Annotated in this window: 15 protein-coding genes; 11 read left to right on the forward strand and 4 right to left on the reverse strand. The window is 70.3% G+C overall.

The window, feature by feature from the left end:
- Positions 1 to 38 precede the first annotated feature (38 nt).
- From RKE50_RS16295 to RKE50_RS16325, 7 genes are all read left to right on the forward strand, one after another.
- A complete protein-coding gene (locus tag RKE50_RS16295; protein ID WP_350038207.1) occupies positions 39 to 1,601 on the forward strand; it encodes a class I adenylate-forming enzyme family protein in 1,563 nt (520 codons plus the stop codon).
- Positions 1,594 to 2,460, forward strand: a complete 867-nt coding sequence (locus RKE50_RS16300) for an alpha/beta fold hydrolase (RefSeq protein ID WP_350038209.1) — start codon at positions 1,594 to 1,596, stop codon at positions 2,458 to 2,460. Before RKE50_RS16295 ends, RKE50_RS16300 begins: the two co-directional genes overlap by 8 nt.
- A gap of 24 nt (positions 2,461 to 2,484) precedes the next feature.
- Positions 2,485 to 2,898: a nuclear transport factor 2 family protein gene (locus RKE50_RS16305; protein WP_350038211.1), complete on the forward strand. Its 414-nt coding sequence runs from the start codon at positions 2,485 to 2,487 to the stop codon at positions 2,896 to 2,898.
- Positions 2,891 to 3,463, forward strand: a complete 573-nt coding sequence (locus RKE50_RS16310; protein WP_350038213.1) for a UbiX family flavin prenyltransferase — start codon at positions 2,891 to 2,893, stop codon at positions 3,461 to 3,463. The genes RKE50_RS16305 and RKE50_RS16310 overlap by 8 nt, the downstream gene beginning before the upstream one ends.
- 16 nt (positions 3,464 to 3,479) lie before the next feature.
- Positions 3,480 to 4,652 (forward strand): MFS transporter, encoded by a 1,173-nt coding sequence (locus RKE50_RS16315; protein WP_350038214.1) that lies wholly within the window; start codon positions 3,480 to 3,482, stop codon positions 4,650 to 4,652.
- 23 nt (positions 4,653 to 4,675) lie between these two features.
- Positions 4,676 to 5,440: an SDR family oxidoreductase gene (locus RKE50_RS16320; RefSeq protein WP_350038216.1), complete on the forward strand. Its 765-nt coding sequence runs from the start codon at positions 4,676 to 4,678 to the stop codon at positions 5,438 to 5,440.
- Between the two features lie 98 nt (positions 5,441 to 5,538).
- The gene (locus tag RKE50_RS16325) at positions 5,539 to 6,456 is read left to right on the forward strand and encodes an HDOD domain-containing protein (RefSeq protein WP_350038218.1); all 918 of its coding nucleotides are present in this window, start codon (positions 5,539 to 5,541) and stop codon (positions 6,454 to 6,456) included.
- Positions 6,457 to 6,470: 14 nt separating this feature from the next.
- On the opposite strand, the gene RKE50_RS16330 is transcribed toward RKE50_RS16325, so the two are convergent.
- A complete protein-coding gene (locus RKE50_RS16330; protein WP_350038219.1) occupies positions 6,471 to 7,166 on the reverse strand; it encodes a cupin domain-containing protein in 696 nt (231 codons plus the stop codon).
- A gap of 113 nt (positions 7,167 to 7,279) precedes the next feature.
- Here RKE50_RS16330 and RKE50_RS16335 point away from each other — a divergent pair, with 113 nt between their 5' ends.
- A complete protein-coding gene (locus RKE50_RS16335) occupies positions 7,280 to 8,263 on the forward strand; it encodes a 2-hydroxyacid dehydrogenase (RefSeq protein WP_350038221.1) in 984 nt (327 codons plus the stop codon).
- A gap of 16 nt (positions 8,264 to 8,279) precedes the next feature.
- On the opposite strand, the gene RKE50_RS16340 is transcribed toward RKE50_RS16335, so the two are convergent.
- From RKE50_RS16340 to RKE50_RS16350, 3 genes are all read right to left on the reverse strand, one after another.
- Positions 8,280 to 8,861, reverse strand: a complete 582-nt coding sequence (locus RKE50_RS16340; protein WP_350038223.1) for a DUF4136 domain-containing protein — start codon at positions 8,859 to 8,861, stop codon at positions 8,280 to 8,282.
- Positions 8,862 to 8,997: 136 nt separating this feature from the next.
- The gene (locus RKE50_RS16345; protein WP_350038225.1) at positions 8,998 to 11,184 is read right to left on the reverse strand and encodes an SPOR domain-containing protein; all 2,187 of its coding nucleotides are present in this window, start codon (positions 11,182 to 11,184) and stop codon (positions 8,998 to 9,000) included.
- A gap of 11 nt (positions 11,185 to 11,195) precedes the next feature.
- Positions 11,196 to 12,026 (reverse strand): AraC family transcriptional regulator, encoded by an 831-nt coding sequence (locus RKE50_RS16350; protein ID WP_350038227.1) that lies wholly within the window; start codon positions 12,024 to 12,026, stop codon positions 11,196 to 11,198.
- 177 nt (positions 12,027 to 12,203) lie between these two features.
- On the opposite strand from RKE50_RS16350, the gene RKE50_RS16355 reads away from it, so the two are divergent.
- From RKE50_RS16355 to RKE50_RS16365, 3 genes are read left to right on the forward strand one after another with little or no spacing between them, the layout of a single operon-like run.
- The gene (locus RKE50_RS16355) at positions 12,204 to 13,706 is read left to right on the forward strand and encodes a CoA-acylating methylmalonate-semialdehyde dehydrogenase (RefSeq protein WP_350038229.1); all 1,503 of its coding nucleotides are present in this window, start codon (positions 12,204 to 12,206) and stop codon (positions 13,704 to 13,706) included.
- A gap of 16 nt (positions 13,707 to 13,722) precedes the next feature.
- Entirely contained in the window at positions 13,723 to 14,883 is a 1,161-nt protein-coding gene (locus RKE50_RS16360; protein WP_350038231.1) for an acyl-CoA dehydrogenase family protein, read from the forward strand.
- Entirely contained in the window at positions 14,880 to 15,668 is a 789-nt protein-coding gene (locus tag RKE50_RS16365) for an enoyl-CoA hydratase (protein WP_350038232.1), read from the forward strand. The genes RKE50_RS16360 and RKE50_RS16365 overlap by 4 nt, the downstream gene beginning before the upstream one ends.
- The last annotated feature ends 10 nt before the right edge of the window (positions 15,669 to 15,678 follow it).

Below are 15,678 nucleotides of genomic sequence, written 5' to 3' on the forward strand. Positions count from 1 at the left end.
CTTCCCGGTCGCGGCCCTTGCAACGCTGGAGACTCATCGTGGACCGTTTTCCGTCCCCGGCACCGCTGTTGCCGGAAATTCTCGCCCTGCACGGCAAGTGGCGGGCGCCGAACCCGGCGGTCTGCTGCGCGGAAGAGACGCTGGACTGGGCCGCCTTCTGTGCCGCCAACCACCGCTTCGCCCACGGCCTCCTGGGCCTGGGCATCGCGCCCGGCGACCGGGTGGGCGTGGTCATGGGCAACGGCCTGCCCATGGTGCAGGCGCTGTTCGGGACCCTCGCCGCCGGTGCCGTTTCCGTCCCCCTGAACCTGTCGGTGAACGACGACGCGGTCGTCGCTATGCTCACGGACGCGGGCATCCGCGCCCTGGTGGTCTCCGGGGACCAGCAGCCGCGACTGGCGGCGCTGCGCGACCGGCTGCCGCCGGGCGTGACCCTGTGGCTCACCAGCGGTCCGCCCGTTGACGGCTGGGAGAGTCTCGACGACCTCTGCGCCGGCCAGCCGGCGACGCTGCCCGCCCAGGCCCTGGCGCTGGATCCCGAGGCACCGCTCAATATCATCTACAGCTCCGGCACGACCGGGCTGCCCAAGGGCATCCTGCACTCGCACCGGGGGCGCCGGGACTGGGCCTATGACCTCGCCATCGCCCTGCGCTACCACGGCGCCGCGCGCACGCTGCTGACCATCGGCCTCTACTCGAACATCTCCTGGGTGGCCATGCTCACCACCCTGCTGGCCGGCGGCACGCTGGTCGTGCACGAGCGCTTCGATGCCGCCGCCTTCCTCGACGCCGTCGAGCGGGAGCGGATCACCCACACGGCCATGGTGCCGATCCAGTTCCAGCGCGTGATCGCCGAGCAGCGCGAGCGCCCGCGGGATCTCTCGGGTATGCACGCCATGATGAGCTGTGGTTCGCCGCTGCGCGAGGGGCTGAAGCGCGACATCTTCGCGGCCTTCCCCTGCGGGATCATCGAACTCTACGGCCTTACCGAGGGCATCATCACCACCCTCGAGCCCGAGGATGCGGAGGGGCGCTGGGATTCCGTCGGCCGCCCGCTCGTCGGCACGGACATCGCCATCATCGGCGACGACGACCGCCCCTGCGCCACCGGCGAGGCCGGCGAGATCGTCTCCCGCGGTCGCATCACCATGCCCGGCTACTGGAACCGCCCGGAGGCGAATGCCGACGCGCGCTACGTGGACGAGCGCGGCGATGCCTGGCTGCGCTCCGGCGATGTCGGTTACATCGACGGCGAGGGCTTCCTTTACATCGTCGATCGCAAGAAGGATATGATCCTGTCCGGCGGGCAGAACATCTATCCGCAGGACATCGAGGCGGTGCTGGTGACCCACCCGGCCATCGAGGACGCCGGGGTCATCGCCGCGCCCAGCGAGCGCTGGGGCGAGACGCCGCTGGCACTCGTGGTGCCGGCGGACCCGGCTATCGACGCGGGCGAGCTCCTGGCCTGGGCGAACGGCCAGCTCGGCAAACAGCAGCGCCTCGCCGACCTCCTGCTGGTGGACGAGCTGCCGCGCAACCCGAATGGCAAGATGCTCAAGCGCGAGCTGCGCGAGCGCTACGGAGACCGACGCTATGCCTGAGGAGTACCGCGATCACTGGTATGAAAGTGCCGACGGCCTGCGCCTCTACGCACGGGATTACCCTGGCCCCGGCGGTGACAACCTGCCCGTGCTGTGCATGCACGGCCTTTCCCGCAACTCGGCGGACTTCGCCGGTCTCGCGGATCACCTGGCGCCCTCGCGGCGGGTGGTCGTCGCCGAACAGCGCGGCCGCGGCCGCTCGGCCTGGGACCCGACCCCCGCCAACTACACGCCGCTCACCTACGTGCAGGACATGTTCCTGCTGCTGGACGAGCTCGGCCTGGAGCGCGTCGCGCTCATCGGCACTTCCATGGGCGGGCTCATGAGTTTCCTCATGGCGGCGCAGGCGCCGCAGCGCTTCGCGGGCATGGTGATCAACGACATCGGTCCGGAGATCGACCCGGTGGGCCTCGCGCGCATCCAGCGCTACGTGGGCAGGAACCCGCCGGTGACGAGCTGGGACGAGGCGGTGGCAAAGACCCGGGAGATCAACGAGGTGGCCTTCCCGGACTACAGCGATCAAGAGTGGCTCGCCTTTACCCGCAACCTCTACGTGGAGCGGGACGGCGTGCCCGTCCTCGCCTATGACCCGGCCATTGCCGAGGGCATGGCGGATCCGGAGGAGACGGGCGCGGTGCCGCCGGATCTCTGGCCCGTGTTCGAGGCGGCGGCGGCCGTGCCCATGCTGGTGATCCGCGGCGAGCTCTCGGATATCCTCGCAGCGGACTGCGTGACGCGCATGCGCGAGCGCGACCCGGACCTCGAGGCCGTCGAGGTGCCGCGGGTGGGCCATGCGCCGATGCTCACGGAGCCGGAGGCGCTTCGCGCCATCGACGCCTTTCTCGCCCGCCTCATTTGAGCTGGCGCGGGCCCTGTGCCATGCTTGCGCGCTCTTTCCCGCGAGCGCACGGCGATGCAGGTACTCTCTACATGGCATGACATCCTCGAGGCGCGGGACCCGTCCCGGCTCGGGGAGATCCTCGCCGAGGACTGCGTGTTTTATTCACCGGTGGTGCATACACCGCAGGCGGGCCGGGAACGCACGGCGCTCTACCTCACCGGCGCCATGCACGTCTTCAACGACAGCTTCCGCTACCTGAAGGAGGTCGTCGATGCGCCGCACGCCGTGCTCGAATTCAGCTGCCGCCTCGACGACATCGACATCAACGGCGTCGATATCATCACCGTCAATGCAGTGGGCCTGATCAGCGAGTTCAAGGTCATGGTGCGCCCGCTCAAGGCGGTGAACCTGCTCCACGAGCGCATGCGCGCCATGCTGGAGCAGATCGGTGGCTGAAGGCCCGCAGCGCCTCATCGTCGGCATCAGCGGCGCCTCCGGCATTGCCCTGGGCGTGCGCGCGCTGGAGCTCCTGCGCGCCGCCGGTGTGGAAACGCACCTGGTCATGAGCAAGTCGGCAGAGCTCACGCTGCAGGCGGAGATGGACCTGAGCGCGAAGGAAGTACAGGCCCTCGCCGATGTCACCTACCCGGTGAAACACGTGGGCGCCGCCATCGCCAGCGGCTCCTTCCTCACGGCGGGTATGCTCATCGCCCCCTGCTCGATCCGCACCATGTCGGAGGTCGCCAGCGGTGTCACCTCGACGCTGCTGACGCGCGCCGCCGACGTGGTGCTAAAGGAGCGGCGCCGGCTGGTGCTCATGGTACGCGAGACACCCCTGCACCTCGGCCACCTCAAGACCATGACCCGCCTCGCCGAGATGGGGGCGGTGGTCGCCCCGCCGGTCCCCGCCTTCTACACCCGCCCGGCCAGCGTGGACGAAATCGTGACGCAGAGCGCCGGCCGTGCCCTCGACCTCTTCGGCCTGCACAGCGACGAGGTCCGGCGCTGGACCGGTGACTGAGCCGGGAGCGCGCTGAGTGCCGCTGCTCTTCGGGGTCGTCCTTCTCGACATGATCGGCTTCGGGATCGTCATCCCGATCCTGCCGTTCCTGTCGCCCACGCTCGGCGCCGACAAGCTCGATATCGCCATGATCATCGCCAGCTACGCGGTCTGCGCGGGGCTCTGCGGTCCCTTCTGGGGGCGGCTGTCGGACCGCATCGGCCGCAAGCCGGTGATCATGATCTGCATGACCGGCGCCGCGGCCTGCTACGGCCTCCTCGCCATGGCCAGCGAACTGTGGATGATCTATGCGGCGCGTGCCGGCGCCGGGCTCATGGCCGGGAACCTGGGCGTTGCCTCGGCGATGATGGCGGACCTCACCGGCAGCGGCGAGCGGGCCCGGGGCATGGGGCTGATCGGCGCGGCCTTCGGCCTGGGGCTGGTGCTGGGGCCGGTGATCGGCGGCCTGCTCTCGGCCGATGGCAGTTTCCTGGTGCCCTGCCTGTTCGCCGGCGGCATGTCCCTGCTCGCCGTGGCCGCCGCGGCGTTCTTCCTGCGCGAGAGCCTGCCGCCGGCGCACCGCGCCGAGCAGCGCGCCGAGCGGGACGCCGCGCCTGCGGAGAGCACCTGGGCCCTGCTGCGGCGCACGCGCAGCCGCCTGCTGCTGACGCAGTTCGTGCTGCACACGGCGAGCGTCAGTGCCTTCACCTACCTGTTCCCGCTCTGGGTCGGCGACCTGCTGGCCTGGGGCCCGCACGAGGTGGGCATCGTCTTCGGTATCCAGGGCGCGATCATGGCTACCAGCCAGGGGCTGCTCATGGGTCCGCTCGTGCGTCTTGCCGGGGAGATCCCCCTGCTGCGCAGCTGCGCCGGCCTGTTCCTGCTCGGCCTCGCCATCGCCGTGGCGGCCGGCGGCATGACCGCTATGCTCGCCTCGGTGTTCGTGGGCCTCACCGGCGCGACGCTGTGCATGCCCGTGCTGCAGTCGCTCACCAGCCGGCGCACGCCGGCGGCGCTGCGCGGCCGCATGATGGGCGCGGCGGCCTCGGCCTCGGCCTGGGGCCGTGTGCTCGGGCCGCTGCTGGCCGGCGTCCTGCTCACGCACTTCGGTTACCGCACCGCCTGGCTCTGCTTCGCGGCCGTGGTGGCCGTCTATTTCTGCTGGACCCTCGTGCAGCCGCGCGAGGACGACCATCCCCACCCCGCCTGATTCGCCAAGAGGAGAACGCACCCATGGCTACCCACCTGTTCGACCTGGACGGCAAGATCGCCTTCGTCAGCGGCGCCAGCCGCGGTATCGGCGAGGCCATCGCCCGCCTGCTCGCGGAGCAGGGCGCCCACGTTATCGTCTCCAGCCGCAAGGAGCCCGATTGCGAGGCGGTGGCCGCCAGCATCCGCGAGGCCGGCGGCAGCGCCGAGGCCATGGCCTGCCACGTCGGCAGCATGGACGACATCCACGCCAACATGGCCCGGGTCCGCGAGGCGCACGGCCGCCTCGACATCCTGGTCAACAACGCCGCGACCAACCCCTACTTCGGCCACGTGCTCGATACGGACCTCGGCGCGTTCCAGAAGACCGTCGACGTGAACATCCGCGGCTACTTCTTCATGTCCGTCGAGGCCGGGAAGCTGATGAAGGAAAACGGTGGCGGCGCCATCGTCAACACCGCCTCCATCAATGCCATCCAGCCGGGGCCCCTGCAGGGCATCTACTCCATCACCAAGGCCGCGGTGGTGAACATGACCCGGGTCTTCGCCAAGGAGTGCGGTCCCCTCGGGATCCGCTGTAATGCCCTCCTGCCCGGGCTCACCAAGACGAAGTTCGCCGGCGCCCTGTTCGAGCACGAGGAAATCTACCAGCGCGCCATGGAGCAGATTCCCCTCGGCCGCCATGCCGAGCCGCAGGAGATGGCCGGTACGGTACTGCTCCTCGTCTCCGAGGCGGGCAGCTACATCAATGGCGAGACCATCCTGGTGGACGGCGGCATCACCATCTGAAACAGCGGGGGGTGCTGGCGCAGAAGTCTGGCTTATAATCCTCGGGCGCTGTCATACCGGGCGCCGACAGCAGTCTCTGCCGATCAGGACAAGCCAGCATGAAAGACGTGACCTCCACCAGCGTCAACCCGTTCAAGGAAGAGCCGCCCGATGAGGCCGCCGCGAAGCGGGCCGCGGTCGATGCCGCGGCCCTGCAGTTCGTGCGCCAGCTGGGCCGGGACCTCGCGCACGGGGAGTTCGACCTGCCGCCCTTCCCGGACACGCCGCTGCGGGTGCAGGAGTGCATTCGCGACCCGAACTCGGATATCCACGCCCTCGCGGCGATCGTTGCCACCGAGCCGGCGCTGGCGGCCCGCCTGATGCGCATGGCGAACTCGGCGATGATGCGCCGGGGACCGATCGAGGTCACGGATATCCCGACGGCCATTTCCCGGGTCGGTATGGCCATGGTGCAGAACGCGGCCGTGTCCTTCGCCGGCCGGGAGGCCTTCAAGGCGCCCGCGGGCAGCCCGTGTATCGACGACCTCAACCAGCTGCGTCGCCGCAGCGTCATGGTCGGGTCCCTGGCCTACCTGCTGGCGAGACGCGTGCGCGCCATCAAGAAGGCGGACGAGGCAATGCTCGCGGGCCTGCTCAGCAATGTCGGCAAGCTCTATATCGTCATGAAGGCGGCGGACCACCCCGAACTCTTCGTCGACCGGGAGGCCCTGGAGCGGCTGGTCGCGCAGTGGCACACGGGCGTGGCGCGCGCGATCGTCGAGTCCTGGGGCTTTCCCGAGGCCATCGCCCTTGCCGTCGACGAGCAGGAAATCCGCGAGCGGGACCGGCTGGCCCCGGCGGATCTCAGCGATCTGCTCTTCGTCGCCAACCTCGTCGCCCGGGCGGGCAACAAGGCCGCCGAGCAGCTCGGGGAACTCGACGCCCTGGCGCGCATGCGCCTGTCGGGCGAGCAGCTGGCCGAGCTTCTCGAAGAGGGGGCGGAGGAGCTTGAGTCCATGGTCGCGGCCATGAGCTGACGGCCTGCCTCAGGTCATGCGGCCTCGCGCAGGTAGGCGAAGCCCCCCTCCTTGATGTAGAGCTCGCAGTATTCACCGCCGGTGGGCATGAGCACGCCGCCGGGGGGAATGCGCAGCCAGCTCCAGCGGGGATAGGTGCCGTGCTCGTCCGTGAAAGCCCCCGCGAGCACCAGCAGCTCGGCCCCGGCGGGGAAAGTCAGGGTGCCGAGGGACGCCGGGTCCTCCCAGCGCTCGAGGCGCGCCGAGTCGGCGTAGGGCTCCTGCGCGTAGAGCTTCTTCCAGGCCACCCCCTTGCGCACACTGCCCCGCCAGGCCTGGTCGGCCGTCTGCAGCGCGACCTTCTCCCGGTCGTTCCCGGGGTACTGGCGCAGCTTCACGAACAGCGTGCAGCCCTCCTCGGAGTAGGGCGCGTGGGAATAGCCCTCCGGGTTGAGCAGGTAGGTGCCCGCGTGCCAGTGGCCGCGGTCGTCGGAAAAAACGCCCTCGAGGACGAGAATCTCCTCGCCCTCCGGGTGGTCGTGGCGCGGAAAGCGGGCGCCGGGCTCGTAGCGCACGAGCGACGTGACCTGGCCGGCCTCGGCGCGGCCGACGAGATGCAGGCGCTTGCGCTGCACGTGGCCCCCGGGGCTCGCGGTCCAGGGCAGGGCCTGGGTGTCGATGGTCAGGCGCTGACGGAAGTCGCCGTTCAGCACCTTGAGTTCCTGGCTCATGGTATGTTCACCGTTCTGATCGTTTTGCTCTTCATCACTGTTGCGTGTCGTCAACCTTGCTTGGACCGCCGGGTGCGACACGGGTTCCGGCCGGTCTGCGACGGGAGAAAGCCTTGTCTCACGCCCCCTTGTCTCACATTTATGTTACGCACAAGCTGCCGGGCGAGCGCATCGCCGAACTTGGCCAGCACTGCGACATGGCGTGCTGGCCGGGCCCGGGCCTGCTGCCTCGCGCGACGCTGCGCTCCGAAGTCGCGGCCGCGGAGGGGCTCGTCTGCCTGCTCACGGATCGCATCGACGCGACGCTGATCGACGCGGCTCCGCGCCTGCGCTTCGTCAGCAGTGTCTCCGTCGGCCTCGATCACGTGGACCTGGCGGCGGCCACGGCGCGGGGCATCCCTGTCGGGCACACGCCCGGTGTGCTGGTGGATGCCACCGCCGACACGGCCTTTGCGCTGCTCCTGGCCACGGCGCGGCGCGTCGCCGAGGCCGACGCCTACGTGCGCGGGGGCCACTGGCGGCCGGAGAACGCCTGGTCCCCGGACTTCTTCCTGGGCCGGGACCTCGCCGGCGCGACCCTGGGCCTGGTCGGCCTCGGTGCCATCGGCCAGGCCGTTGCCCGCCGCGCTGCGGCCTTCGGCATGCGGGTCGTGGGCTGGAACCGCAGCCCGCGGGACGTTCCCGGGGTGGAGCCGCTGTCGCTGGAGGCGGTCCTCTCAGCGAGCAACTTCGTCAGCGTGCACGTGGCGCTGACGGCGGAGACCCGCGGCCTCCTCGATGCGGAGCGCCTGGCGCAATTGCGGCGCGGCGCCATACTCATCAATACGGCGCGGGGCGGCATCGTCGATGAGGTGGCCCTCGCAGAGGCGCTCGCGAGCGGCCGGCTGGGCGGCGCCGGCCTCGATGTCTACGAGCGGGAACCCCTGCCCGCCGACAGCCCGTTGCTCAGCGCGCCGAACACGGTGCTGACGCCGCATATCGGTAGCGCCACCGCACTCACCCGGCAGCGCATGGCGGACCTCGCCGCGGCCAACGCCCTTGCCGCCCTCCGCGGCGAGCGCATGCCGCACTGCGCCAACCCGGAAGTCTACGGCTAGCGGCCCTTGCCCCGTGTTACCGGGGTGCGTCCGGCAGGGTGCGCAGCCCCTGGCGGATGGCCCGGCGGGCCAGCTCCGTATTGACCCGGTTGCGATCCTCGATGATCTTGCTGATGCGCACGTTCCACACCGCGTCCCCTTTCGCCGCGTCGAAGAGAATCACGGCGATGTTGGCCGTCTCGCGCACCGTGCCCAGCGCGTAGGCGTTGTCGATGGAGGCCTGGTCGACGTTGCGGTTGGGCACCGCGGCGGCCCGGTAGTTCACGTTGTCGGCGCTCCGGCTCACCGCGCCGTCGAGAAACCCCGTTGCCGCCACGTAGTCGACCAGGAAATCCGGGTTGTCCTCGACGCGCCGGTAGCCCTTGCCGGCCAGGGTTTCCTCCACGGCCGCGCGCAGCACCGGGTCGAGCTGGTAGATGCTGTCCGCGCCGGAGCCCTCCACCGGGAGGGCGGGCCGGCGCCAGGCGTAGGTCTGGTAGCCGCCCGCAGCGAAGCGCTCGGTATCGGCCGGTTCGGTCTGCACGCCGGCGCTGCAGCCGGCGAGCAGCAGCGCGGTGAGCGGCAGGGCGGAGAGCAGCAGGGTCATCAGGGCGCGCATCGGGGGAGCCTCGCTGGCGGTGTGCTGGCACCCAGTGTAGCAGAGTTGGGGGTCGGCTTCGGCAGGATAAGTGGCAGATAAACTCGCTATCTGCCGCGAAAAGCCGAGACTTTGCCGGTATATCGCACCGCCGGGGTCAGCCGCCGCCGTCTCCCGGGTCCGCCTCCAGGGGGCGCAGCCAGGCATCCAGCCCGAGCCCGGCGCGGGCGGCTTCGCCGGCCGCCCGCGTCGCATAGCGGCCGTAGACCACCAGGTAGCGCTCCTCGCCGCCGCTGGCCCGTCGCTGCAGCCGGGCCTGCTCTGCCAGCCGGTGTTCGCTGATGAAACGCTGCGCGGCGCTACGGGTGCTGAACGCGCCGAGCTGCAGCGTGAAGGCAGCGGGTGCGCCGCCGGCGGCCGCCGCGGCGGCGCCGTCCGCGCGGCCGCTCAGGTCGCCGCCGAGGCAGCGCGAGACCGCGAGCTCGTTGCCCGCCGCCACCTGCCGGTACTTGTCCCAGAAGGCCTGGTCGACCTTCCTGCCGTAGGCGGATGCGCCGGCGTCGCGGTAGCGGCCGAGCCGGCTGGGGCCGCCGTTGTAGGCCGAGTAGCTCGCCCGGGCGAGGTTGTCGATGCCGCCCGGGTGCCGGTCCTCCCCCTTGCGGATCGCGTAGCGCAGCAGGTAGTCGAGCAGCACCTCCGTGCCCGCAGTCCCGTTGTAGCCGATGTCCCAGCGCAGGCGCTGCTGATCGTAGAAGCCGCGCCAGACCCGCTCGTTCACCTGCATCAGGCCGACATCGCCGGTGCCCGAGCGCAGCGGTACGAGCTTGCGGTCATCGCTGACCACGTAGTGGCGCCAGCAGCTCTCCTGCCAGGCCGTCGCCAGCACGAGGTGGCGGAAGAGTTCACGGTGGGCGGGCGGGAGATCGCGGCCGTCCAGCGCGTCGCGGATCGCCGTTTCCAGCAGCGCCGCGACCTGCGGCAGGTACTCGGCGAGGTCGTCCCGCTGCGGGGCCCAGCGGTTGAGCCGATCTGCCGGCGCCGCGGTAGCGCGCGGGAAGGGCGACAGGTCCAGCCGCCAGCCGGTGGCGGGCGGGGCCCGCCCGCGTTCCCCGGAGAGACTCTCGCGGAACAGGCGCTCCAGGGCCGGGTCCAGCTCGCCGGTGTAGCGCAGGAGTTCGTCGCCCTCCTCGCCGCCGAGGAGGCGGGCCAGGCGGCGCAGGCCGTCCGACGAGATGTCGAGGCCGATGCCCGGGCCGAGCTGGTCGAGCGCGCTCAGCGCATCGGTGGCGGCGAGCGCGCTGAACAGCAGCAGCGGCTCTTCGCCCGGCTGCTCCAGGGCGATGCGCCTGAGGACCGGTGCCAGCGCCCGCCAGCTGTCGAGGAACCAGGCGCGCACCGGGTCGGCGGCACCCGCGGCGGTCGCCTCGAGCATGTCCTCCAGCCGGTACCGGCTCTCGATGAGGACCTCGAGCAGGGCCTCGCGCAGCGCCTGCAGATGCGTCGCCGCCGCGTAGTGCTTTACCGCGAGCACCAGCAGTGCATCCATCTGCTGCCAGCGCGCCTGCCAGCGTTCCATTTCCTCGTCGGACAGAGCCGTCGCCGGCGGCGCCGGTGTCCCGGCGGGTTCCACGGTAAAGCGCACGTCGGCGACCACGCCGTCGCCATCGACCGCGAGTGCCGTCAATCGCAGGCTGTCTAGCAGGGCGTCGATCTGCGCCCGGGACTGGCGCGGCAGGACGTCCGGCAGCAGCGCGCTCATGGCATAGAGCTGCGGCCGGAGGTCGACGCGATAGTCGGCGAAGAAGGCCCCGGCGCCGGCCTCTGCCAGCTGCTGCAGGCGGTGGTCTGCGGGCAGCGGCTCGCCGTTGCTGTCCAGGAGCCGGGTGTGCGCCGGTTCGAAACCGATTGCCGTGCCCGCCTCGCGGATCACCGGGGTGCCCGTGAGCTCGAGCCGGCCCTGCCAGCGCAGCAGGGTCGTGCAGGCGCCGCCCGCACCCACGCCCAGCCGCGCCTCCAGAGCGGCGTTGAGCCCGATCTCTGAAGCCTTGGGGGTGAGTAAAGGCTCGCTCACGGTGAGCCGGCTGCAGCTCTCTCCGGGGTCGAGCAGCTCGTGCGTAGCGGACGGGCCGGTGAACAGCTGCGTTTCCAGCAGCCGCTGCAGGAGCGGTGTTTCGAGGCGCAGGGGCACGCTGACGGTGCGCGCGTCGGCCGGCGGCGCCGGGGCGGCGCTCCCCGCGCCGACAGCCAGCGCCAGGGCCGCGACCGCGCCGCAGGCAAGGCGGTGCCGCCGTCGTCGTGAAGGGTGTGGGTAGCGTGCTCTGGTCACCCGCGCAGCATAGCGCATGCAGGACACTTCTAGCGCCGCACCGACGCCCGGTAGGCCCGCGGCGACAGGCCGACCACGCTCTTGAAGGCGCGGGAGAAGTAGAGCGCATCCGTGTAGCCGAGGGCGGCACTCACCGCCTTCACGCTGCGCTCCGGCTCGTCGAGCAGGCGGCAGGCCGCCTCCATTTTCATCTGCAGGTAGTGGCGGATCGGCGGCACGCCGGTCAGGGCGCGGTAGCGGCTGACGAAATGGTAGCGGGAGAGGTTGGCCACGCCGGCGAGTTCGTCGAGGGTGAGCTGGCCCTCGAGACGGCTGCGCATGAAGCCCTGGATGGCGGCGAGATCCAGCTCGCCCGGGCGACCGGTGCGCCGCTGGCGCACGGCGAGGGCGAAGCGGGTCATCAGGTGGCGCAGGTGGTTGGCGGCGTCGACGTAGGCCAGCAGGTCGTAGCCGGTGCTGCGCACCGCCAGCAGGCTGTCGAAGCTCGCCTCGAGGGCCGGGCTGGCGCCGGCGTGCTGCACCACGCGGCCGCGCTGGAAGCCGAGGCGCTCGATGAAGCTCCCGCTCCCGGCGCCGCGAAAGTGCACCCAGTACAGGGTCCAGGGGTCGCGCCGGTCGGCGCCGTAGCCGTGGGACGCGCCGGCGGGCAGCAGGACGAGGTCGCCGGCGCGGACGGACTGCCGGCCGCCGGTCTCGAGCCAGCCGCCGCCGGCGGTGCAGTAGAGCAGCAGGTTGTCGTCCGGCGCCTGGCGGCGCATGCGGTGGTCTCGGGCGCGGGGATAGAAACCCATGGCCGTGGGGTAACAATCGCGGGTCAGCGGGTCCTGCTCGAGGGACGCCAGTACGAAAGCCGGCGTCAACAGCCTGACGCCGTCCTGCGGAAGAGGCCAGTCAGAAGGCTGGCTCACGGTCTGTTTGGCAGGATTCCCATTGCCGCAATATCGTCCATGTCATTCACAATTTCGTCAATGGCAGCCGGCGGCTGCGGGTGGTAACGTCCCAATCCCCTTGAGCCATAACAGACAACGAGGTATCCCATGCCCGCCCAGGTTCCGCTGTTCATCAACGGCGAGTTCACCCAGAGCAGCAGCCAGGAAAAGCTGCCGGTGCTCGACCCGGCCACCCAGTCCGTCCTCGCGGAAGTGCCGCTGGCCACCGCCGACGAGATCGATATCGCCGTCGCCGCGGCGAAGGAGGCGTTCCAGAGCTGGCGCGAGGTGCCGGTCCCGGAGCGCGCCCGCCTGATGCTGCGCTACCAGGCCCTGCTCAAGGAACACCACGACGAGCTCGGCGAGTTGCTCGCCCGCGACACCGGCAAGACCTTCGAGGACGCCAAGGGCGATGTCTGGCGCGGTATCGAGGTCGTGGAGCACGCCGCCAACATCCCCTCCCTGCTCATGGGCGAAACCGTCGAGAACGTCGCCGGCGGTATCGACAGCTACAGCGTGACCCAGCCGCTGGGCGTCTGCCTCGGCATTACCCCGTTCAACTTCCCGGCCATGCTGCCGCTGTGGATGTTCCCGCTGGCCATTGCCTGCGGCAACACCTTTGTCCTCAAACCCTCGGAGCAGGTGCCGCTGACTCCCATGCGCCTCGCCGAACTGTTCACCGAGGCCGGTGCGCCGAAGGGTGTGCTGAATATCGTCCACGGCAGCGTGCCGCAGGTCGACCAGCTCCTCGCGCACCCGGATATCCAGGCCGTGTCCTTCGTCGGTTCCTCCCGGGTCGGCGAAATCATCTACCGCAACGCGACCGCAGCGGGCAAGCGCGTACAGTGCATGATGGGCGCCAAGAACCACATGGTGATCATGCCCGACGCCGACAAGGACGGCGTCCTCAACGCGCTCGTCGGTGCGTCCGTCGGCGCCGCGGGCCAGCGCTGCATGGCCATCTCCGTCGCCCTGTTCGTCGGCGAGGCCGCCGAGTGGATCCCGGAACTCGCCGAGCGCGTGGGCAAGGCCCGCCCGGGCGCCTGGGACGATGCCGGCGCTGCCTACGGACCGCTGATTTCCACCGCGGCCCGGGATCGCGTGCTCAGCCTAATCGCCAAGGGCAAGGAGGAGGGCGCCACCTGTATGCTCGATGGCTCCGACTGCGTCGTCGACGGCTTCCCGGATGGCAACTGGGTGGGCCCGACGATCTTCAGCGACGTCACGCCGGACATGACCATCTACAAGGAAGAGATCTTCGGCCCCGTCCTGTGCTGCATGCAGGCCGACACGCTCGAGGCGGCGATCGCGCAGATCAACTCCCTCGAGGTGGGTAACGGCACCTCGATCTTCACGGCCTCCGGCGGCGCGGCGCGCAAGTTCCAGCACGAGGTGGCCGTGGGCAACGTGGGTATCAATATTCCGATCCCGGTACCCCTGCCGTTCTTCAACTTCAGCGGCTGGCGCGGCTCCTTCCGCGGCGACCTGCACCCCTACGGCAAGCAGGCCGTGCGCTTCTACACGGAGACCAAGACGGTGACCGCCCGCTGGCGCCACGCCGAGCCGGAAACGGCCGGCAGCCAGCCGAACATGAGCATCAACCTCCGCTAGCGGAAGGAGCAAGGCCATGGACTTTACCCTGTCTGCAGAGCAGCAGGCCTTCATGGACAGCGCGCGCGCCTTCGCCGAGGATGTCCTCGCCCCGAACGCCGCGCGCTGGGACGCGGAGGCGATCTTCCCCAAGGATGCCCTGGCCGCCGCCGGCGAGCTGGGCTTCATGGGCATGTACACCCCCGAGGCCGCCGGTGGCCTGGGCATGGGGCGGCTCGATGCCAGCCTCATCGTCGAGGAGCTGGCCCGCGGCTGCACCACCACCACGGCCTTCCTGACCATCCACAACATGGCCACCAGCATGATCGGCAAGTACTGCCGGGAAGCGGTCATCGAGGCCTGGTGCCCGGAGCTGGTGGCCGGCACGAAGCTCGCCTCCTACTGCCTGACCGAGCCCGGCGCCGGCTCCGATGCTGCCTCGCTGCGCACCCGCGCCGAGCGCGACGGCGACGACTACGTCATCAACGGCGCCAAGGTGTTCATCTCCGGCGCCGGCGACACGGACGTGCTCGTGGTCATGCTGCGCACCGGCGACGCCGGGCCGAAGGGCATCACGGCCCTGCTGGTGCCGGCGGATGCGCCCGGCATCAGCTACGGCAAGAAGGAAGAGAAGATGGGCTGGAACGCGCAGCCCACGCGCATGGTCAGCTTCGACAACGTGCGCGTACCGGTCGAGCACCGCCTGGGCGAGGAGGGGCAGGGCTTCTCCATCGCCATGGAGGGCCTCGACGGCGGCCGCATCAATATCGCCACCTGCAGCGTCGGCACCGCCCAGCAGGCGCTGAACGAGGCCGCGGCCTACGTGCAGGAGCGGCAGCAGTTCGGCAACGCGATCGCCGAGTTCCAGGCCACGCAGTTCAAGCTCGCCGACATGCTCACGGAGCTGGTCGCCGCGCGGCAGATGATCCGCCTCGCCGCCAGCAAGCTCGACGCCGGCGACCCGCAGGCGACGACCTACTGCGCCATGGCCAAGCGCTTCGCCACCGATGCGGGCTTTTCGGTCTGCAACGACGCGCTGCAGCTGTTCGGCGGTTACGGCTATATCCGCGAATATCCCCTCGAGCGCTACGTGCGCGACGTCCGCGTGCACCAGATTCTCGAGGGCACGAACGAAATCATGCGCGTGATCGTCGCGCGCCGCTTACTCATGGAAGGTGCCCTGGAGGTGATCCGATGATCCACAGCACGTCCGACAAGATCAAGGTGGAGCTGCGCGGCCACACCGCGCTGGTCACCGTCGACAACCCCGCCGCGAACACCTGGGATACGGAGAGCCTGCCGGCGCTGCGCGACCTGGTGGCCGAGCTGAACGCCGTCGACTCGGTGTTCGCCCTGGTGCTCACCGGCGCCGGCGACAAGTTCTTTTCCGCCGGCGCCGACCTCAAGCTCTTCGCCGACGGTGACACGGCCGTGGCCGAGGAGATGGGGCGCCTGTTCGGCGAGGCCTTCGAGGCGCTGGCCGATTTCCGCGGCGTGTCCATCGCCGCCGTCAACGGCTTTGCCATGGGCGGCGGGCTCGAAGTCGCCCTCGCCTGTGACCTTCGGGTGGTTGCCGAGAACGCGAAGCTGGCCCTCCCGGAAGCGCGCGTGGGCCTGCTGCCCTGCGCCGGCGGCACGCAGCGCCTGGCCTGGCTGGTGGGCGAAGGCTGGGCCAAGCGCATGATCCTGTGCAACGAGCGCATCGACGCCGCGACCGCCGGGCGTATCGGCCTCGCCGAGGAAGTGGTCCCGGCCGGAGAGGCGCTGGACCGCGCCCTCGCCCTCGCCGAGCAGGCCGCGCAACAGAGTCCGACCTCCGTCGCGCACTGCAAGCAGCTGATCCACGCCGCGCGCGACAAGGCGCTGGCGGACGGCCTCGTCGGCGAGCGCGAGCGCTTCGTCGAGCTCTTCTCCACCGAAGATCAGCGCGAGGGGGTCAACGCCTTCCTCGAGAAGCGCGAACCCGTGTGGAAGAACCGCTAGGAGAGCTGTC

Source organism: Pseudohaliea sp. (assembly GCF_040217025.1).
Lineage (GTDB): Bacteria > Pseudomonadota > Gammaproteobacteria > Pseudomonadales > Halieaceae > Pseudohaliea.